The organism is Streptomyces sp. TLI_146 (assembly GCF_002846415.1).
Taxonomy (GTDB): domain Bacteria; phylum Actinomycetota; class Actinomycetes; order Streptomycetales; family Streptomycetaceae; genus Streptomyces.
The window spans coordinates 7,304,994-7,323,300 of sequence record NZ_PJMX01000001.1 but is presented as its reverse complement, the minus strand read 5'-3'; the positions used below and the strand labels follow the sequence as shown (position 1 = coordinate 7,323,300).

General features: G+C 73.9%; 15 protein-coding genes. 6 read left to right on the top strand and 9 right to left on the bottom strand.

Translation table 11 applies throughout. From position 1 onward, the window contains the following. The first annotated feature begins 17 nt into the window (after positions 1–17). Positions 18–320, top strand: coding sequence for a YciI family protein (locus BX283_RS32560; RefSeq protein ID WP_101391010.1), 303 nt, complete (start codon positions 18–20; stop codon positions 318–320). Here BX283_RS32560 and BX283_RS32555 read toward each other — a convergent pair. Continuing rightward, positions 317–1,402, bottom strand: coding sequence for an oxidoreductase (locus BX283_RS32555; protein ID WP_101391009.1), 1,086 nt, complete (start codon positions 1,400–1,402; stop codon positions 317–319). The genes BX283_RS32560 and BX283_RS32555 overlap by 4 nt on opposite strands. Positions 1,403–1,648: 246 nt before the next feature. Between BX283_RS32555 and BX283_RS32550 the strand changes: the two genes are divergently transcribed. The 3 genes from BX283_RS32550 to BX283_RS32540 all read left to right on the top strand — a co-directional run bounded on the left by BX283_RS32550 (position 1,649) and on the right by BX283_RS32540 (position 5,187). After that, complete coding sequence (locus BX283_RS32550) at positions 1,649–2,065, top strand: SsgA family sporulation/cell division regulator (RefSeq protein ID WP_101391008.1); 417 nt, start codon at positions 1,649–1,651, stop codon at positions 2,063–2,065. Positions 2,066–2,395: 330 nt separating this feature from the next. After that, positions 2,396–4,036, top strand: coding sequence for an ABC-F family ATP-binding cassette domain-containing protein (locus BX283_RS32545; RefSeq protein ID WP_101391007.1), 1,641 nt, complete (start codon positions 2,396–2,398; stop codon positions 4,034–4,036). A gap of 176 nt (positions 4,037–4,212) precedes the next feature. Next, positions 4,213–5,187, top strand: a complete 975-nt coding sequence (locus BX283_RS32540) for an acyl-ACP desaturase (protein ID WP_101391006.1) — start codon at positions 4,213–4,215, stop codon at positions 5,185–5,187. A gap of 10 nt (positions 5,188–5,197) precedes the next feature. On the opposite strand, the gene BX283_RS32535 is transcribed toward BX283_RS32540, so the two are convergent. Both BX283_RS32535 and BX283_RS32530 read right to left on the bottom strand, forming a co-directional pair. Beyond that, positions 5,198–6,799, bottom strand: a complete 1,602-nt coding sequence (locus BX283_RS32535; protein ID WP_257584013.1) for a GMC family oxidoreductase — start codon at positions 6,797–6,799, stop codon at positions 5,198–5,200. 168 nt (positions 6,800–6,967) lie between these two features. Continuing rightward, positions 6,968–7,216: a WhiB family transcriptional regulator gene (locus BX283_RS32530; RefSeq protein WP_101391004.1), complete on the bottom strand. Its 249-nt coding sequence runs from the start codon at positions 7,214–7,216 to the stop codon at positions 6,968–6,970. A 248-nt stretch (positions 7,217–7,464) separates the two neighbouring features. Here BX283_RS32530 and BX283_RS32525 point away from each other — a divergent pair, with 248 nt between their 5' ends. After that, positions 7,465–8,214, top strand: a complete 750-nt coding sequence (locus BX283_RS32525; RefSeq protein WP_101391003.1) for an IclR family transcriptional regulator — start codon at positions 7,465–7,467, stop codon at positions 8,212–8,214. A gap of 4 nt (positions 8,215–8,218) precedes the next feature. Here the strand turns inward: BX283_RS32525 and ligD are convergent, their stop codons facing one another. Next, positions 8,219–9,244: a non-homologous end-joining DNA ligase gene (gene ligD / locus BX283_RS32520; RefSeq protein WP_101391002.1), complete on the bottom strand. Its 1,026-nt coding sequence runs from the start codon at positions 9,242–9,244 to the stop codon at positions 8,219–8,221. Between the two features lie 65 nt (positions 9,245–9,309). Here ligD and BX283_RS32515 point away from each other — a divergent pair, with 65 nt between their 5' ends. Further along, a complete protein-coding gene (locus BX283_RS32515) occupies positions 9,310–10,380 on the top strand; it encodes an ATP-dependent DNA ligase (RefSeq protein ID WP_101391001.1) in 1,071 nt (356 codons plus the stop codon). A gap of 9 nt (positions 10,381–10,389) precedes the next feature. Here the strand turns inward: BX283_RS32515 and BX283_RS32510 are convergent, their stop codons facing one another. Genes BX283_RS32510 through BX283_RS32490 form a run of 5 tightly spaced genes read right to left on the bottom strand, consistent with a single transcriptional unit; the run spans position 10,390 to position 18,297 of the window. Then, positions 10,390–11,448 (bottom strand): class I SAM-dependent methyltransferase, encoded by a 1,059-nt coding sequence (locus tag BX283_RS32510; protein ID WP_101391000.1) that lies wholly within the window; start codon positions 11,446–11,448, stop codon positions 10,390–10,392. A gap of 21 nt (positions 11,449–11,469) precedes the next feature. Further along, positions 11,470–12,666: a glycosyltransferase gene (locus BX283_RS32505; RefSeq protein ID WP_101390999.1), complete on the bottom strand. Its 1,197-nt coding sequence runs from the start codon at positions 12,664–12,666 to the stop codon at positions 11,470–11,472. Next, positions 12,663–13,520, bottom strand: a complete 858-nt coding sequence (locus BX283_RS32500; RefSeq protein WP_101390998.1) for an alpha/beta fold hydrolase — start codon at positions 13,518–13,520, stop codon at positions 12,663–12,665. Before BX283_RS32500 ends, BX283_RS32505 begins: the two co-directional genes overlap by 4 nt. After that, the gene (locus tag BX283_RS32495) at positions 13,511–13,864 is read right to left on the bottom strand and encodes a phosphopantetheine-binding protein (protein WP_101390997.1); all 354 of its coding nucleotides are present in this window, start codon (positions 13,862–13,864) and stop codon (positions 13,511–13,513) included. Before BX283_RS32495 ends, BX283_RS32500 begins: the two co-directional genes overlap by 10 nt. After that, positions 13,861–18,297, bottom strand: a complete 4,437-nt coding sequence (locus BX283_RS32490; RefSeq protein ID WP_101390996.1) for a type I polyketide synthase — start codon at positions 18,295–18,297, stop codon at positions 13,861–13,863. The genes BX283_RS32495 and BX283_RS32490 overlap by 4 nt, the downstream gene beginning before the upstream one ends. Between the last annotated feature and the right edge of the window lie 10 nt (positions 18,298–18,307).

Sequence of the window (18,307 nt, the reverse complement as noted above, 5' to 3'; positions counted from 1 at the left end):
GGAGTAGCCTGACGATCATGTTCATACTGGACCTGACCTACACCGCCCCCATCGAGCGCGTCGACGAGCTGCTCGCCGAGCACGTCACCTGGCTGAACGGGCAGTACGAGGCCGGGGTGTTCATCGCCTCCGGCCGCAAGGAGCCCCGCGAGGGCGGGGTCATCCTGGCCGTCGGGGACGACCGCGCGGCGATCGAGGAGATCGTGGCGACCGACCCCTTCAGCGTCAACGGCGTCTGCGCGTACCGGATCACCGAGTTCTTCGCGACCAAGGTCGCCCCCGGACTCGCCCCCTTCCGGCAGGAGTTGCCCGCCTCCTAGCGGGTCGCCCGGGCCACCCGGCCCTTCTCGCCCGCCGCCCAGCAGGCCCCGTCGGGCGCGCAGTCCACGGTGTCGTACGAGCCGGTGTCGACGGTGTGCCAGGTGCGGCCGCCGTCGGTGGTGGCGTCGGTGCCGGTGGGGCCCACCGCGAGCGCCGTCGAGCGGCTGTGCGGCAGCCAGGCGACGCCGGAGCGGTAGGCCGCGACCGGGACCGTCGCCGGGGACCAGCTCCGGCCGCCGTTCCCGGTGGCCTCGGACGCCCGGGGCGAGGCCTGGCCTGCCCGGTAGTCGCCGCCGACGGCGAGCCCGTGCGTACGGTCGCGGAAGGCGAGGCCGAAGACGCCGCGCGCCGGGTCGCCGGCCGGGATCGTCGACATGGCCGCCGTCCAGGTCAGGCCCCGGTCGGTGGAGTGCAGGACGCGCGCGGTGGCGGCGCCGCCGGTGGCCAACCACACGTCGTGCGGGCCGGAACTCACCAGGCACTGGCCGCTCGCCGCGAAGGACGCCTCGCCCGGTTGCGCGTCCGGCATCCCGGCGCTCGGCAGCACCTTCCAGGAGCGGCCGCCGTCGGCGGTCGACAGGACGCGGTACTTGCCGTCGACCGGGTCGCTCACCGCCAGCCCGTGGCGGTGGTCGAAGAAGGTGAGGCAGTCGTAGAACGCCTTGGGGTCGAGGTTGCGGAACGACTCCTTCCAGGTGGCGCCGCCGTCCTCGGTCCGGTAGACCCGGGACGCCTCGCCCTCGCCGATGGCCAGCACCACGGCCCGCCGTCTGTCGAAGGCCTCCACGTCGCGGAACTCCAGCCCGCCCGCGCCCGGGGGCGACACATCGCGCCAGTGCCGCCCGCCGTCGACGGTCCGCAGCACCGTGCCCTTCGTGCCCGCCACCCACGCGGTGGTCCGGCTGACCGCCGCGAGCCCCCGGAACCGGGCGTCCGTACCGGTCTGTGTGAGCTGCCACTTCGGCGCGGGCCCGCCCTCGCCGTGGCCGTGCGCCTGGGCCGGTGCGGTCAGCGCGGCCGCCAGGGCCACCCCGCCGAGCCCCACTGACAGCATGCGTCTCGTCTTCCCCATGGGCTTCATGGCGCTGGAAGCTAGCCGACCCGCGCGAGGGGCGTCCAGAGGGCGAAATTCGACCGTATCGACATCAATCCGGAGCCCGTTAAGCACCGCGTAAGACCGAGCGGTGACGCACCGGTAAGTGACGCACACGTAGCGATCAGGTGACACAGCTCACCCTCCGCTCTGGTGCACGCAACCGTGTTTTCTGCCGTCTTCGTGAGCAGCAGGAAGTGAAGTACCCGGTCGTGAGGTTAGGGGAGCAGGGCGTTGTCCACTGTCATCGAGCAAGCCGTCGAGGCCCGCCTGATCGCGTCCGACCCCCGGGTGCAGACCGTTCCCGCGACGCTGACCTACGACCGCGAGGACCCGTTCGCCGTCCGGATGGTCTTCCCCGCGCCCGCCACCCTCGAAGGGGTGGAGGTCTGCTGGGCGTTCTCGCGCGAACTCCTGGAAACGGGGGTGGACACCTCGGCGGGGATGGGCGACGTGCGGGTGCGGCCGTACGGGTTCGACCGCACGGTCGTGGAGTTCCACGCCCCGGAGGGCACCGCGATGGTGCACATCCGCACCTCCGAGCTGCGCCGCTTCCTCAAGCGCACCCAGCTGATGGTGCCCGCCGGCCACGAGCACCACTACCTCGACCTCGACGGGGACCTGACCGCGCTGCTGCGCGACGCCTGCTGAGCGCGGCCGCCGCCGCGCCGACCGCCGCGCCGACCGGCCTCGTGGCGGTCGGTTTCGCACCGATCAACCGCGTGCCGTAAATCGTTTGCACGCGGTCGGCGTCACGTCGTACGTTCATCTCGGCCCTGTTGTCGTCGATCGGAGTAGGACGTTGCTCGTCTGAGGCATCTGAGACACCGTTTCGCGCACTCCCTTCCGTGTCGCGCGCGCGGTGTGACCTGCCTCCGAGCCGTCCTCCACGACCAGGGCCTCTTTTCTTTTCTCCTGCTGCCCTGACACCGGTGTCTCAGTTCCCGTTGCCCCCGCCCTTCCCGCAACAGGGAGACATCCATGTCCAGTTACACCGCGTCCTCGACGCACATCAGCTGCTCCGACCTCACCTTCGCCTGGCCCGACGGCACCCCGGTGTTCGACGGTTTCCAGCTGGCCGTCGGCCCCGGCCGCACCGGTCTGATCGGCCTCAACGGCTCGGGAAAATCCACGCTGTTGCGCCTGCTGGCCGGTGAACTCACCCCGGCCGGCGGCCGGGTCAGCACGGCGGGCGAGATCGGCTATCTGCCGCAGAACCTGACCCTGGCCACCGGTATGCGCGTCGACCAGGCCCTCGGGATCGACCGGGTGCGGGCCGCGCTGCACGCCATCGAGGCGGGCGACACCCGCGAGGAGCACTTCACGGCCGTCGGCGACGACTGGGACATGGAGGAGCGGGCCCGCGCGGCGCTCGGACAGCTCGGCCTCGACGCCGTCGGGCTCGACCGGACCATCGGGGAGCTCTCCGGCGGCGAGTCGGTGCTGCTGCGCCTGGCCGCGCTGCTGCTGCGCCGCCCCGACGTCCTGCTGCTCGACGAGCCGACCAACAACCTGGATCTGCGGGCCCGTCGGCGGCTCCACGACGCGGTCGCGGCCTGGCCCGGAGTGATGGTCGTGGTGAGCCACGACCGCGAACTCCTGGACCGGGTCGACCAGATCGCGGATCTGCGCGACGGCGAGGTCTCCTGGTACGGCGGCAACTTCTCGGCGTACGAGGAGGCGCTTGCCGTGGAGCAGGAGGCGGCCGAGCGGATGGTGCGCACCGCCGAGGCCGACGTCCAGCGGCAGAAGCGCGAACTCTCCGACGCCAACGTCAAGTTGGCCCGGCGTCAGCGGTTCGCCCAGAAGAGCTACGAGAACAAGCGGGTGCCGAAGATCGTCGCCAACGGCCGCAGAAGCGATGCCCAGGTGTCGGCGGGCAAGCACCGCATCCTGCACACCGAGCGCCTGGCCCAGGCCCGGGACCGGCTCAACGAGGCGGTCGACGCGGTCCGGGACGACGACGAGATCCGTATCGAGCTCCCGTACACCAAGGTCCACCCGGGCCAGGGCGTCCTGACCCTGCGCGACCTCCGGCTGCCGTACGCGGAGCGGGCGCTGGGCAGTCTGGAGATCCACGGGCCCGAGCGGATCGCGCTCGTCGGCCGCAACGGGGCCGGTAAGACGACCCTGCTGCGGGCGCTCGCCGGGCAGCTCGCACCGGCGGCCGGCGAGGCGGTGGCGCATGTGCCGCTGCGGTTCCTGCCGCAGCGCCTCGACGTGCTGGACGACGAGCTGAGCGTGGTCGACAACGTGGCGCGGTACGCACCGGACGCCACCGGCAACGCGATCCGGGCGCGGCTCGCCCGCTTCCTGTTCAAGGGGGCCCGGGCCGACCGCCCGGCCGGAACGCTCTCGGGGGGCGAGCGCTTCCGGGCCTCGCTCGCCGCGCTGCTGCTCGCCGAGCCCGCGCCGAGGCTCCTGATGCTGGACGAGCCGACGAACAACCTGGACATGGCGAGCGTGCGGCGGCTCACCGACGCGCTGGCCGCCTTCGAGGGGGCGCTGATCGTGGCGAGCCACGACGTGCCGTTCCTGGAGTCGATCGGGGTCACGCGGTGGCTGCTGCTCGACGGCGAGCTGCGCGCCACGACGGCCGAGGAGGTGCGCGAAGGCAGCTGACGGATGTCTGACTTGTCTCCTCCTGACCCACTATGACCTGGTCTTATGACGGAGAGTGGTCGGATGGAGGGAGGACGGGACTTGGCTGCGGCTTACCGCGCGCTTAACCTACGGTCTCGTAACCTACGTAGGCGTAGGTAACCCGTCCCCCCTCCCCGTCCCCCTGGAGCACCCTCGTGACGATCACTTCTCCCCACCTCGGCAGTTCGGACGTGTGGACCGACGCCCGGCTGCTGTACGCGCTGGAGGAGGTCGTGGAGAAGGAGCTCAACCGGCACCTGAAGGTGGCCAAGGACTGGATGCCGCACGAGTACGTGCCGTGGTCGGACGCGCGCAACTTCCCCGGTCTCTTCGAGGACGGCGAGGCGTGGGACCCGCAGCAGTCCAAGGTCACCGACATAGGCAAGATCGCGCTGGTGGTGAACCTCCTCACCGAGGACAACCTCCCCAGCTACCACCACGAGATCGCCTCCCTCTTCGGCCGCGACGGCGCCTGGGGCACCTGGGTGCACCGCTGGACCGCCGAGGAGGGCCGGCACGGCATCGTGATGCGCGACTACCTGCTCGCCTCGCGCGCCGTGGACCCGGACAAGCTGGAGCAGTTCCGCATGGCGCACATGGCGGAGGGCTTCGAGTCCGACAACCGGCACTCGATGCTCCACTCGGTGGCGTACGTGGCCTTCCAGGAGCTGGCCACCCGCATCTCGCACCGCAACACCGGCCACCAGTCGGGCGACCCGGTCTGCGACCGCATGCTGGCGCGGATCGCGACCGACGAGAACCTGCACATGGTCTTCTACCGCAATCTGCTCGGCGCGGCCTTCGAGCTCGCCCCCGACCTGACCATGCGGGCGGTACGCGACGTGGTCGTCGGCTTCCGGATGCCCGGCCACGGCATGCCCGGCTTCGAGCGGGCCGCCGCGCAGATGGCGATCGGCGAGATCTACAACCTGCGCATCCACCACGACGACGTCCTCCAGCCCGTGCTGCGCTACCTGAAGGTCCTGGACATCGACGGGCTCGGCCCGGAGGGCCTGAAGGCGCAGGAGGAGCTCGGCCTGTACATGGGCGGGCTGGACTCGGAGGCGAGCAAGTTCGACGAGAAGCTCGCCGCGCGCAAGGCCCGGCTGCTGGCCCGCGGCAAGGCCTGAGCCGACCCCGCTACCGCGCGTCCTCCCGGATCAGCTCCGCGGCCTTCTCCGCCAGGGCGACCGTGGGGGCGTGCGTGTGGCCGCGGGTGATGCGCGGCATGACGGACGCGTCGACCACCCGCAGGCCCTCGGCGCCGCGCACCCGGAGCCGGGGGTCGGTGACCGAGCCCTCGTCACGGCCCATGCGGCAGGTGCCCACCGGGTGGTACAGCGTCTCGGCCGAGCCGCGCACCGCCGCCGCGAGCGCCTCGTCGTCGACGACGCCCGGGTAGGGCGCCAGCGGCCCCGCCGTGTGCTCGGCCAGGGCCGGGGTCGCGAGCAGCTGCTCCGCCCGGCGCACCCCCACCATCAGCCGCCGCAGGTCCTCCTCGGCGGTGAGGTAGCCGGGGTCGATCCGGGGCGGGGTGGCGGCGGCCGTGCCGCCCAGGTCGATCCGGCCCTCGCCGACGGGTTGCAGCAGGACCACCCCGACGGTGAGGCCGTGCTCGGTGGGCGGGGTGAGCCCGTGGCCGACGAACGGTGCCGGGGCGAAGATCAGCTCGATGTCCGGCGCCACCAGATCGGGCCGGGTGCGCACGAACGCGACGGCCTCCGCGAGGTTGGACGTCAGCGGGCCCCGGCCGCGCAGCAGGAAGCGGCCGAGGTTGGGGAGCGTGTCGGCGCCGGTCAGCGTGACGGGCCGGGGGCAGCGCACGGTCACCGCGTACGCGAGGTGGTCCTGGAGGTGGCGGCCGACGTCCGGTGACGCCACCTTCACCTCGACCCCGGCCTCCCGCAGCCGCTCGGGGTCGCCGATCCCGGAGAGCATCAGCAGGTGCGGCGAGCCGACGGCGCCCGCGCTGAGGACGACCTCGCGTCGGGCGGTGAGAGTGCCCGGGCCGCCCGCGGTGACGACGCCGGTGACCCTCGTCCCCTCGAACTCCAGCCCGCGCACCCGTGTCTGGGTGAGGATGTCCAGGTTGGGACGGCGCGCGGCCGGTTTGAGATAGCCGTCGGCGGCGCTCCACCGGCGCCCCTTCCGCTGGTTGACGGGCGTCGTGGCGTACCCGGAGTGGTCGGGGCCGTTGAGCTCCCTGAGCCCCGTGATGCCCCGGTCGTGGCAGGCGGCGAGGAAGGCGAAGGTGAGCGGGTTCGGGTCGCGCAGCGGCGAGATCCACAGCGGCCCGTCCGTGCCGTACACCGAATCCCGGGGCGTCGGGCCCGTCCAGCGCTCGGCCCGGCGGAAGTACCGGACGAACGCGTCGTACGCCCACTCGGGCCCGGCGGCCTCGCCCCACGCGTCGTAGTCGGCGCGGTGGCCGCGGACCCACATCATGGCGTTGAGGGACGAGGAGCCGCCGAGGGTGTGGCCGCGCGGCCAGTAGAGCTCGCGCCCGCCCAGCGCCTCCTGCTTCGCGGTCGTGAAGTCCCAGTCGTACGAGGTCTTGAAGAGCTTCGGGAAGGCGGCCGGGACGCGGATCTCCGGCTTGCGGTCGCGCGGGCCCGACTCGACGAGCGCGACCCGGACGCCGGGGTCCTCGGAGAGCCGCGCCGCCAGCACACAGCCCGCCGAACCCGCTCCCACCACGATGTAGTCGTATGTGCGCGCCGTACCGCCCGCTGTCCTCAACACGCCCCCCAGGCCGTGACGTTGGGTCCTCCAGCTCGTCCAGCATGACCGGCCGGGGCCGGACGTGCCAGAGCGCGGACGCGCGGCCCGCCCCCGAAACGGGCACGCGCGTCCGCCGGCGGAACCCGGCCGTTCCTGAGGCGGCCGGGTTCGTGGCTCGGGCTCCCGGTGTCAGGCCCGGCTGCGCTGGAGCTGGAGTCTCTCCTGCTCGGAGAGGCCGCCCCAGACGCCGAACCGCTCGTCGTTCGCCAGCGCGTACTCCAGGCACGCCTGGCGCCCCTCGCAGCTGCCGCAGAGCTGCTTGGCCTCCCGCGTCGAGCTCCCGGGCGCGGGGAAGAAGAACTCGGGCCCCGCCTGGGCGCACAACGCGGTCTCCTGCCAGGCGAGTTCCTGCCCGGCGATGGTGGTGTTGATCGACATGACATCCATGCTGGCCCGGCCGGATCAACGTCCGGTCAATGATCGTTGAACGATCTTCTCCCGCCGCGCGGTCTTTGGCCGATTACGGCTGCCGGGGCACCGCTCACCGGCCCTTCCCGGTCCTCCACCGGCCATGGGCAACGCGTTGCCGGAGCGGTTCCGGTCGCCTTCGCCGTTGCCCTGAGCGACCAGATGACCCGGCCGTAGTGTGGAGCCCTTCGTCGATCACGACCCGGCAGGGAGCCGATATGACCGAGGCCACCACGGTGCGCACCCCGACCGGCGCGCAGGCCGTGCAGCGCGCCCTGGAGGTGCTGCACTCCTTCCACGACAACGGTCCCGACCTCAGCGCGTCCGATCTCTCCCGGCGGCTCGGGTTACCCGTCTCCACCGCGCACCGGCTGGCCCGCACGCTGGTGGGCGCGGGCTTCCTGGAGCAGGACGTGCGGACCGCGCGCTACCGGCTCGGCCCCGCCATGACCGAGCTCGGCCGCCTCTCGTACCACCAGCGCGGGCTGCATCTGGCCGCCCCCGAACTGGCCGACCTGGCCGCGCGGACCGGCGCCGCGGCCGACCTCGCGCTGCGCAGCGGCCCGCACGTGGTGAGCGTCGCGGGCGGCCCGGTGCCCCCGCTGGCCGGGCTGCGCCGCCCGCTGCGCTCGACCGCGCCGGGCCGGGTGCTGCTCGCCTGGCCCCGGACCGACGAACCGGCGGCGCTCGACGAGGAGTTGGCGGATGTCCGGGCCGACGGCTTCGCGCGCGAGGAGAGCGAGACGGCGCCCACCGGTGCGTACGGCACCGGATACGGGACGCGCACGCTCGCCGTGCCGGTCCTCGACCGCTCCGGCCACGCCCGCTTCGCCCTCTCGCTGCGGGCCGCGCCCGCGGTGATGACGGACGAGCGCGGCGCCTGGTTCCTGGCCCAGGCGCGGGCGTGCGCGCAGGCCCTGGAGATACTCCTGCTGCCCCCGGCGGAGCGCCGCCCGCCCACCGCCTAGGCGGCTACGCCTCCTCCTTCTTGGCGCGGCTCGGCTGCACCCGCTTGGGCTCCCCCGGCATCTTGGGGTAGTCCGGCGGGTAGGGCATGTCGCCCAGCTCGTGTTCGTGCTCGTCGCGGGCGGCCAGTTCGAGCAGCGGCTCCAGGCCGAAGGCGTGGTCCTCCATGTCGGCGTGGACGTCCCCCACCTCGGCGTACCGCGCGGGCATGGTCTTCAGGTCGAAGTCCTCGGGGTGGACGTAGTCGAGCTCGTCCCAGCGCAGCGGCGCTGAGACCGGGGCGTGCGGTTTGGGGCGGACCGAGTAGGCGGAGGCGATGGTGCGGTCGCGGGCCGTCTGGTTGTAGTCGACGAAGATCCGCTCGCCGCGCTCCTCCTTCCACCACGCGGTGGTGACCTTCCCCGCCATGCGCCGCTCCAGCTCGCGCCCGATCGCGATGGCGCAGCGGCGCACCTCGGTGAAGGTCCAGCGCGGCTCGATCGGGACGAAGACGTGGATGCCCCGGCCGCCGGACGTCTTGGGCCAGCCCCGGATGCCCGACTCGGCCAGCAGGGCGCGGAGTTCGTGGGCGACCGGGACCGCGTCGTCGAAGTCGGTGCCGGGCTGCGGGTCCAGGTCGATGCGGAGTTCGTCGGGGTGGTCGGTGGCCGCGCGCCGCACCGGCCACGGGTGGAAGGTGAGGCAGCCCAGGTTGGCGGCCCACAGGACGGCGGCGGGCCCGGCCGGGCAGATCTCGTCGGCGTGGCGGCCGCTGGGGAAGGAGATGCGGGCGGTGGGGATCCACTCGGGCAGGTTCTTGGGGGCCCGCTTCTGGAAGAAGGACTCGCCGTCGACGCCGTCGGGGTAGCGCTCCAGGGTGGTCGGGCGGTCGCGCAGCGCGCGGGTGATCCCGTCGGCGACGGCCAGGTAGTACGTGGCCACGTCGAGCTTGGTGTAGCCGCGCTCCGGGAAGTACACCTTGTTCGGGTTGGACAGCCGGACGGCCCGTCCGGCCACGTCCAGCTCGACGGCCTCGCCCTTGCTCGTGCCCATGCAGGCCACGGTAGGCGGGAGCCGCAAATGGCGCATATCGGCACAGTCCGGCGAGAATCAATGGCATGGATCTGCCGGTGATGCCGCCCGTGAAGCCGATGCTCGCCAAGTCGGTCGCCAGGATTCCGCCCGGGATGCAGTACGAGGCGAAGTGGGACGGCTTCCGGGCGATCGTGCACCGCGACGGCGACGAGATCGTCATCGGGAGCCGCAACGGCAAGCCCCTGACCCGCTACTTCCCCGAGCTCGCCGAGGCGCTCAAGGAGCGGCTGCCGCGGCGCTGTGTGGTGGACGGCGAGATCGTCATCGTCCACGAGGGACGGCTCGACTTCGACCGGCTCACCGAGCGCATCCACCCGGCCGCCTCGCGGGTGAACCTGCTGGCCGAGCAGACCCCGGCCAGCTTCGTCGCCTTCGACCTGCTGGCGCTCGGCGACGACTCGCTGCTCGACACCCCGCTGAGCGAGCGCCGGACGGCCCTGGCGAAGGCCCTGGAGGGCGTCACGGCGCCGGTACACCTGGCGCCCGCCACCACCGACGCCGAGGAGGCCCAGGAGTGGTTCGAGCGGTACGAGGGCGCCGGGCTCGACGGCGTGGTGGCCAAGCCGCTCGATCTGCGCTACCGCCCGGACGCCCGGCTGATGTACAAGATCAAGCACGAGCGCACGGCCGACGTGGTGGTGGCGGGCTACCGCTTCCACAAGAGCGGCCCCGTCGTCGGCTCGCTCCTGCTCGGCCTGTACGACGCCTCCGGCGCCCTCCAGCACGTCGGGGTCTGCGCGGCCTTCCCGATGAAGCGGCGGGCCGAGCTGGTCGAGGAGCTGGCGCCGCTGCTGCTGGAGGACCCGGTGGGCGGCGGGCACCCCTGGGCGGCCTGGCTGGACGAGGCCGCCCACGAGGGCGCCCGGCTGCCGGGCGCGCAGAGCCGCTGGACCGGCAAGAAGGACCTGTCGTGGGTGGCGCTGCGGCCGGAGCGGGTGTGCGAGGTGGCGTACGACCACATGGAGGGCGACCGCTTCCGGCACACCGCCCAGTTCCGCCGCTGGCGCCCGGACCGGTCCCCCGACAGCTGTACGTACACCCAGCTGGAGGAACCGGTCCGCTACGACCTGGCCGAGGTGCTGTCGGGCGGATGAGCGGCGCGCTCAGCCGTCGCGGCGCGCGATCACCCGGTACGCGTTGGAGAACCGGGTCCGCCGCGCCAGCGGGTTGAGCAGCTGGTCGAGCCCGTACACCGCGATGAGCACCGGCAGCGCCGCCCACACCAGCGCGGACCTGACGGCCCGTGCGGCGCGGCCGGGGCGGCGCGGGCGCCAGGGCGCGTCGTCGCGCGGCAGCAGCCAGTCGAACAGGAACCAGGTGGCGCACACCAGGTCGGCCGGGATGTGGGCGTCGCGCCGCTCGGCCACCTCGACGGTGAAGCCGAGCTCGCCCAGCCGCCGGCACAGGTTGCCCATCGGGACCATGTTCAGGTGCTGGGGCTGGAACCAGGGCAGCCAGAGCCGGCCGAGCAGCCGCCCCGAAAGGGACTCGGGGTCGGGGACCTCGATCAGCAGATGTCCACCGGGCGCCAACGCCCGGTGCGCGGCGGCCAGTTCGCGGTGCGGGTCGAGGGTGTGCTCCAGGTAGTGGAACATGCTCACCGCGTCGTAGCGGCCCGCCATCTCCTCGGCGAGGTCCACGAAGTGGCCCCGGTAGGCCTCCTCGACGCGGCCCTCCTTGGCCGCGAGCTCGACGCCCTCGCCCATGTCGAGGCCGTCGAACCGGGTGTCGGGCAGCACCTCCTTGGCGGTGGCGCAGAAGTGGCCGAGCGAGGTGCCGACGTCCAGCCACCGGCCGGGCAGGGCCACCCGCCGCAGCGCGCGGGCGCTGCGGCGGAACCGCTTCTTGCTGCCGCTGCCCTCGAACATCTTGGCGGTCGTCTCGGCGCCGAGGCCGTCGTAGAAGTCCCGGTAGTAGAAGTCCAGGCCCTCCTGGCTCAGGCGCGGGTTCTGGAAGACGTGACCGCAGCCGCGGCACCGGTCGAGGACGAACTCGCCGGGCTTGCCCTGGATGAGGTCCGTGGTGCGGAACTTGCGGCGCAGGTCCGTGCCCAGGCACCAGGGGCAGTCGGTGCGCGCGGGCAGGAAGAAGCGGCCCGTACCGCGGGCCAGTTCGTCCCGGTACGACGGGCGGAGTTCGGCGATCCGTTCGCTGTCGGGCATGTGCGTCCCTCTCTGTGGGGGCTATCGGGCGCGCCCGGCGACGGGCGCCTCGGCGGCGAGCTTTTCGAGGTGCGCGGCAGCGGCCGACTCGCCGCCGGCGGCGCGGAAGGCGTCCCGGACGCGGCGGGCCGCGTCCCGGTAGCCCGGCTCGGTCACCACCGCGTCCAGGGCCGCGCCGATCTGCTCGCGCCCCGCCCGCGCGAACTTCACCCGCACCCCGGCCCCGGCGCCCACCACCTGGGCCGCCACGACCGGCTGGTCGTCCCGGATCGGCGCGACCACCAGCGGGACCCCGTGCCACAGCGCCTCGGTGACGGTGTTGTGCCCGGCATGGCAGACGACCGCCGCCATCCGCTCCAGCAGGGCGACTTGCGGCAGCTCCGCCCTGACCAGCACATCGGGCCCGGCCGGCACCGCCCCGAGCAGCCCGCCGGGGTCGCACACCACCGCCCGCAGCTGTCCGGTGCGGGCGCGGACCGCCGCGACGCTCTCGGCGAGGAAGCGGCCGCCCGCGTCGGTGTTGGCCGTGCCCAGCGTGATCAGGACCGCCGCCGTGCCCGGCGCCAGGTCCAGCCACTGCCAGGGGAAGTCCCCGGCGGCGGAGCGCCGGGCGGCCAGCGCCGGTCCGACGAACCGCAGGTCCGTTGGCGGTGTGGTGTACGGGCCGGTCAGCTCGGGGGTGGTGAAGGCGAGGGTGAGGGCCGGGGAGAAGCGCGGGTCGTGGGTGGCGGCCGGGTCGCCGATGCGCTGCCTCAGCTCGCCGAGCAGCCCGGTGAGCCAGCTGCGCACCCCGGGCATTCCGGCCATGCTCTCGGTGAGTTCGGCCGAGGTGGTCGACGAGGTCGCGAAGGGCACGCCGAGCCGCTCCGCCACCAGGGCGCCCGCCACGGTCTGCTGGTCGGCCACCACCACGTCCGGGCCGAACGCGGCGATCGCCGCCTCCACCCCGGGCGCCATCGCCTCGGCGAGCGGGCCGAGGAAGTCGGCCCACAGGAACTTCAGCGCCGCCACTCCGCGCAGCTGCGGAGGCCGTCCCGCGAGGTGGTCGGGCCCGGCGCACCCGTACACCCGGGGCCGCTCCCCCACCAGCCGCTCGACGATCGCGGGCCGTCCCGCCCACGCCACCTCGTGGCCGCGCGCGGTCAGCTCGGCGGCGACGGCGGCCGCCGGGTTGATGTGGCCGGTCAGCGGCGGCACCACGAACAGGAAGCGGCTCACCGGACCGGCCCCGGTCCACTGGGCTCGGGCGCGGCTGCGGCGTGCTCGCGGACCCAGTCGAGGGCGAGCCGCCCGACCGCGTCGGAGGCCTCGACCAGGACCGAGTGCTTCTGCCCCGGCACCACCGCGACCCGGCAGTGCGGCAGCAGCGACCGCAGCCGGGCGGACTCGGCCGCCACCAGCCCCTCCTGCCCGTTGACCAGCAGGACCGGACAGCGCACCCCGCCCAGCTGCTCGTCGGTGAGCACCCGCCCGGTGGGCATGTCCTCGGCGATGGTGGTGGCGCGTACGAGCCGGGCGGCGGCCCGGCCGAGGCGGCGGATGTGCGCGTCGTGGCGAGCGTCGCCGGTCCGGGTCGAGGAGAGCGTCCCGTACTGCTCGGTGAACCACACCAGCGCCTCGTCGTCCCCCATGTCCCCCGCGTGGCGCAGGGCGTTCGTCATCGTGTGGGACCAGGCCCGGCTGGCGGGCCCCGACTCGACCACGGTGACGGTGGCGACCCGCTCGGGCCGGTGGACCACGAAGTCGAGGGCGACCGTGCCGCCGAAGGAGTTGCCGACGAGGTGGACAGGATGGGCGATGCCCAGTTCGTCCAGGAGCGCGTCGAGATCGGCGGTGAAGTGCTCCAGGGTGTAGCCGCTGGGCGGGCGTTCGCTGCGGCCGTGTCCCCGCAGGTCGTACATGACGGCGTCGAACCCGGCCTCGGCGAACCTGGGGCCGAGGGTGAAGTAGTAGCTGGCGAGGCTGTCGATGAAGGCGCCGTGGACGAACACCACGGTGGCCTCCGGCCGTCGGTGGGGCGGGCGCAGCCGCTGGACGTGCAGGCCGAGACCGTTCGCGCGGATCATGACCATGGGGCGGCTCCCGCTTCCGGGGCCGCGCCCAGGCTGCGCAGGACATGGTCGACGAGCCGCCCCACGGACAGCGCGATCACCTCGTCGATCTCCAGGGAGGCCACGAACTCGGCGAAGTTGACCTGTTCGCCGTACCGCTCCTGGAGATGTCCGGACAGCATGACGAGGTCGATGCTCTCCAGCTCCAGATCGTCGCCGAACAGGGTCTCGGGGCGGATGTCGGCGGGGTCGGGGGCGTAGTCCCCGAGCACCTCCACGATCAGGGCGGCGATCTCGGCCAGGACCTGCTCCTCGTCGGGCGGGGCGAGCGGGACGGGGCCGGGCGGCCGTTCGCTGGTGGTCACTGGGTGTTCTCCTCAAGGGTCGTCGCAGCCGTGGTCCAGGCCACGACATGGGTGGGGTCGACGAGCGTGCAGTGGACGTGGTGGCGGCGGCCGTCGACGGTGACGGTGAGGGTGAGGGAGTCGGGGGCCTCACCGGCCGCATGGGTCACTTCGAAGGCGTGCGGCCGCCCGCCGAACCCGGTGCCCTCCGCCTTGGCGGCGGCCTCCTTGGCCGTCCAGAACCGGGTGAACCAGAGGGCCTCGGGCTCTCCCGATCCGGCCACGAGCCGTTCCAGCAGGGCGAGTTCACGGGAACCGAGGGCGACGCGCCGGGTCTCGGGGGTGCGCTCCGCGACCTCTTCGATGTCGATACCGACACCGCTGCCGTACGGGCCGGGGCGCGCGGGGCGTACGACAGCGACGGCCAGATCGCCCCGGTGGGCGAGGGAGAGGTCGAGCGCCGGGAGCGTACGGCCGTGCACCCCCACGGCACGGGGCCGCCCCGACTCCTCGTTCACGATCTCGATCTCGGCCGGGAACACCGCGCCCTCGCCGCGCTCCCACAGCCACCTCCGTACCGCGTCCTTGGCGGCGATCCGGCCGAGCAGCCACTGCCGCCGGCCGCGCGGCGGCTTCTTCTCGTACGCCTCGCGCTCGGCCCGGCCCAGCTGGATGCGCATCAGCAGGTCGCGGGAGGCCGGGTCCGGCCATACGTCCCGCAGCAGGCACCAGCCGCCGGGCCGGGCCTCGGCGAGGGCCAGGTGCTCCGGGTAGCCGCCGGACCTGCGGGCGTCGAGCCCGGAGAACCGGCGGTCGCGCCAGCCGGAGAGCTCCGCCCACACCGCCCCGCCGGGCAGGGTGAGCCGGACGTCGGCGAGGAGGGTGTCCTCGGTGAGCGAGGTGATGACGGCGTGGCAGTCGACGGGGGTTCCGGGGGGCGGGGGCGGCCCGAAGAAGCGGGCCTCCGCCAGGGCGACGGGGAAGATGACGGTGCGGGTGGGGTGGGTCGACATCAGCCAGTAGCCGAGGAGTTGGCCCACGTTGTCGAGGAGCGCGCCCGGCGCGGAAGGCGTGGTGATCGTGCCCCGGACGTGCCGGGGCCCGACCCCGCGCAGGGCGGTGACGCCCTGGAAGGCAGGCCCGTGGAACATCCACCGGTCCTCGTAGAGCTGGGCCGCCGCGATGCCGGGCGCCCGCTCGTCGGCCGCGTCCAGTGGCGGCGCGGGCGGCGGGGCCGGGTAGCCGGGGGCGAGCTCGACGCTCGCGCGGGCGTACGGCCCGAACGCGACCGCCCACCGCCCGGGGCCGTCCGGCCGGGCGGTGATCGTCACGTCCACCGCCGGGATGGCGTTGACCCACCGCTCCAGCCGCACGTCGTGGACGGCGACGGCCCGGTGCCCGGGCGCGGCCCGCTCGGCGGCGGCCATCAGATGGTGCAGGACGGTGGTGGCGGGGACGACCGGATGCCGGTCGGCCAGATCGGGCCATCCGGGCCGCTGGGGGAAGAAGCAGTGGTCGAGGAGGTAGGGCATGTCGGCGGTGGAGACGCGGAGCCGGGTGCGGTGCTCGCGATCGGACTCGGGCTCGGGCTCGGGCTCGGGGGGCGGGCCCGCCGCCTCCAGTACCGCCGCGACACTGTCCGCCGTCTCCCGCATCAGCGCGTCGAGCTCTGCCGCGACGGGGTGGTGCGGGGTGAGCGACGCCCCCAACACGCCTGCTGATAGGCGGTGTTCGGCCCGTACCTCGGTACGAGGGCTCAGCTCCGCACGTAACTCCTCCACCCGGCGAGGGTCCAGGGCAACCAGCGCCGCCCCCAGGTCGAGGGGAATCGGGGCGGCGGCGGAGGAGCGCGCCCCGACCGGCCGGGCGGGCGACAGCGCGTACCCCTCCGCCCACAGCCCCGTCTCCACCCGCAACAGCTGTGCCAGCCCCCCGCGCCGGGGCGAGTTGGCGGAGAGCGTGAGGTGGTCGCGGGTCTTGAGGGTGTCGTCGATCAGCGACGTCAGACGGCCCGTGCCCACCTGGACGAAGGCGCGGAAGCCCGCCGCGTACAGGGCGTCGACGAGCGGCCGGAACCGTACCGGTTCCAGGAGGTGGCGGACGAACAGGGCGCGGACCCCGTCGGGGTCGGCCGGGAACGGGGCCGCCGTGGTGCCGGACCAGACCGGGACCCGCTGCGGAAGGATCTCCGCGGCGTCCACGCCCCGCTTCATCGGGCCCAGATACGGAGCGAGCATGGGTGTGTGGAAGCCGGAGCGGAACGGGAGCACCTGGCAGATCACGCGCTCGGCCCGGAGCTTCGCCGCGAACTCCTCTACGGGAGCCTCCGGGCCGCACACCATCGACTGGCCGGGCGAGTTGTCGTGCGAGAGGACCAGGTCCGGCCAGTCGGCGAGCGCCTCGCTCACCCGGGCCGCAGGTGCGCCGATCGCGGCGAACGCCAGGCCCGGCACCCGGAGCGAGTCCGGGTCGAAGGAGGCGAAGAAGGCGTCCGCCTTGTCGGCCGCGAACATGCCGCCCGCGATCATCGCCGCCCACTCCCCGACGCTGTGTCCGGCGACGGCGTCGGGCCGGACGCCGAGCGCGCGCAGGGCCTCGTCGAGGACCCGGCCGACGCGGAGCACGCCGAGCCCGTGCCGGGCGACGTCGGTCGCCTCGGTGTACGTACGGCCCGGCAGCCGCAGCCCGTAGTGCTTGGCCACCTCGTCCACCCGGGGCGCGAACTCGGCCTCCAGGCCGGGGAAGACGAACGCCACCTTGCCCCCGCCCGCCTCCCCGAGCAGCGGGTGCGGGGCGAACCACACATCGCTGCGGCCGCGCCACGGGCGGCCCTGGGCCACCGCACGGCGGGCGAGCGCCAGCCGTTTGGCGGTCGGGTCGACGATGCCGAGCCGGGCCGTGAGCGTGTCTCGCGCGTACGGGGCGGCGCCCCGCTCCCGTACCGTCGCGTCGTCCGCGTCCAGGGCCCGCGCCAGGCACTCCACGGTGTCTGCGGACAGGCGCAGCACGCGCTCCGGTTCGCGCACGGCCGCCCGGCGCCGGGCGGGCACGGCTCCCGGCGCCTGCTCCAGGACCACATGGGCGTTGATCCCGCCGAAGCCGAAGGCGTTGACGGCGGCCCGGCGCAGCGGCCCCTCCCACGGCCGGGCGGCCGCCGCCGGGCGGAAGCGGGTGCGGGCGAGGGCGGGGTGCGGGTCATCGCAGTGCAGGGTCGGCAGCAGGGTCGCGTGGTGCACGGCGAGGGCCGCCTTCACCAGTCCGGCGACGCCCGCCGCGGGCATGCAGTGGCCGATCATCGACTTCACCGAGCCGATGACGGGCGCGTCCGCGCCGTCCGCGCCGGGCCCGAAAACCTCGGCCAGCGTGGCCAGTTCGGCCGTGTCGCCCGCCGGGGTGCCGGTGCCGTGCGCCTCCAGGAGGCCGAGGGATCCGGGGTCGCGGGGGTCGAGGCCCGCCGCCCGCCAGGCCTGGCGGACCGCGCGGGTCTGGCCGCCCGGGTCGGGGTTCAGCAGAGTGGCGGCGCGGCCGTCGCCCGCGACGCCGGTGCCACGGATCACCGCGTACACGCGGTCGCCGTCGCGTTCGGCGTCCGCGAGGCGCTTGAGGACGACGACGCCGGTGCCCTCGCCGATGAGGATGCCGTCGGCGGCCGCGTGGAAGGGGCGGCTGCGCTGGCTCGGCGAGAGGGCGCGGAGCTGGGCGAAGACGCTCCACAGGGTGATGTCGTGGCAGTGGTGGACGCCGCCCGCGAGCATCAGGTCGCAGCGGCCCGAGGCCAGTTCGCCCACCGCCTGGTCCACCGCGATGAGCGAGGACGCGCAGGCCGCGTCCACCGTGTACGCCGGGCCCCGCAGGTCCAGGCGGTTGGCGACGCGGGACGCCGCCAGGTTGGGGACGAGCCCGATGGCCGACTCCGGGTGCTCGGGTCCCAGCGTCTCGGTGAAGGCGGCCCGCACCCGGTCGAGCTGGTCCGGGGCGAGGTGGGGCAGCAGCTCGCCCAGGATCCGCGTCAACTGGTGGGCCGTACGCACCCGTTGGTCGAGGCGGACGAGGCCCGGGTTGAGGTAGCCGCCCCGGCCGAGGACCACCCCGACCCGGCCGCGCTCGGGCAGCCGCTCCTCGCCGCCCGCGTCCGCGAGGGCCCGGGCCGCGACCGACAGCGCGATGAGCTGGTCGGGCTCGGTGCCCGCGACGGAGTTCGGCATGATGCCGAAGCGGGCGGCGTCGACCTCGGCGAGGCCGTCCACGAAGCCGCCGCGCCGGCAGTAGATCCGGTCGGCGGCGCCGCCCGGGTCGCCGGGCCGGTAGTAGACCGGGTCCCAGCGCCCCTCGGGCACCTCCCGTACGGCGTCGACGCCGTCGACGAGGTTGCGCCAGTACGCGTCCAGGTCCCCGGCGCCGGGCAGCAGGACGGCCATGCCGACGATGGCGACGGGGACTTGACGCCCCCTCATATCCGTTGCC

Coding starts and splice junctions, on each gene's coding strand:
- BX283_RS32560 (WP_101391010.1), top strand. CDS start 18: ATGTTCATACTGGACCTGACCTACACCGCCCCCATCGAGCGCGTCGAC.
- BX283_RS32555 (WP_101391009.1), bottom strand. CDS start 1,402: ATGAAGCCCATGGGGAAGACGAGACGCATGCTGTCAGTGGGGCTCGGC.
- BX283_RS32545 (WP_101391007.1), top strand. CDS start 2,396: ATGTCCAGTTACACCGCGTCCTCGACGCACATCAGCTGCTCCGACCTC.
- BX283_RS32530 (WP_101391004.1), bottom strand. CDS start 7,216: ATGTCGATCAACACCACCATCGCCGGGCAGGAACTCGCCTGGCAGGAG.
- BX283_RS32525 (WP_101391003.1), top strand. CDS start 7,465: ATGACCGAGGCCACCACGGTGCGCACCCCGACCGGCGCGCAGGCCGTG.
- ligD (WP_101391002.1), bottom strand. CDS start 9,244: ATGGGCACGAGCAAGGGCGAGGCCGTCGAGCTGGACGTGGCCGGACGG.
- BX283_RS32515 (WP_101391001.1), top strand. CDS start 9,310: ATGGATCTGCCGGTGATGCCGCCCGTGAAGCCGATGCTCGCCAAGTCG.
- BX283_RS32510 (WP_101391000.1), bottom strand. CDS start 11,448: ATGCCCGACAGCGAACGGATCGCCGAACTCCGCCCGTCGTACCGGGAC.
- BX283_RS32500 (WP_101390998.1), bottom strand. CDS start 13,520: ATGGTCATGATCCGCGCGAACGGTCTCGGCCTGCACGTCCAGCGGCTG.
- BX283_RS32490 (WP_101390996.1), bottom strand. CDS start 18,297: ATGAGGGGGCGTCAAGTCCCCGTCGCCATCGTCGGCATGGCCGTCCTG.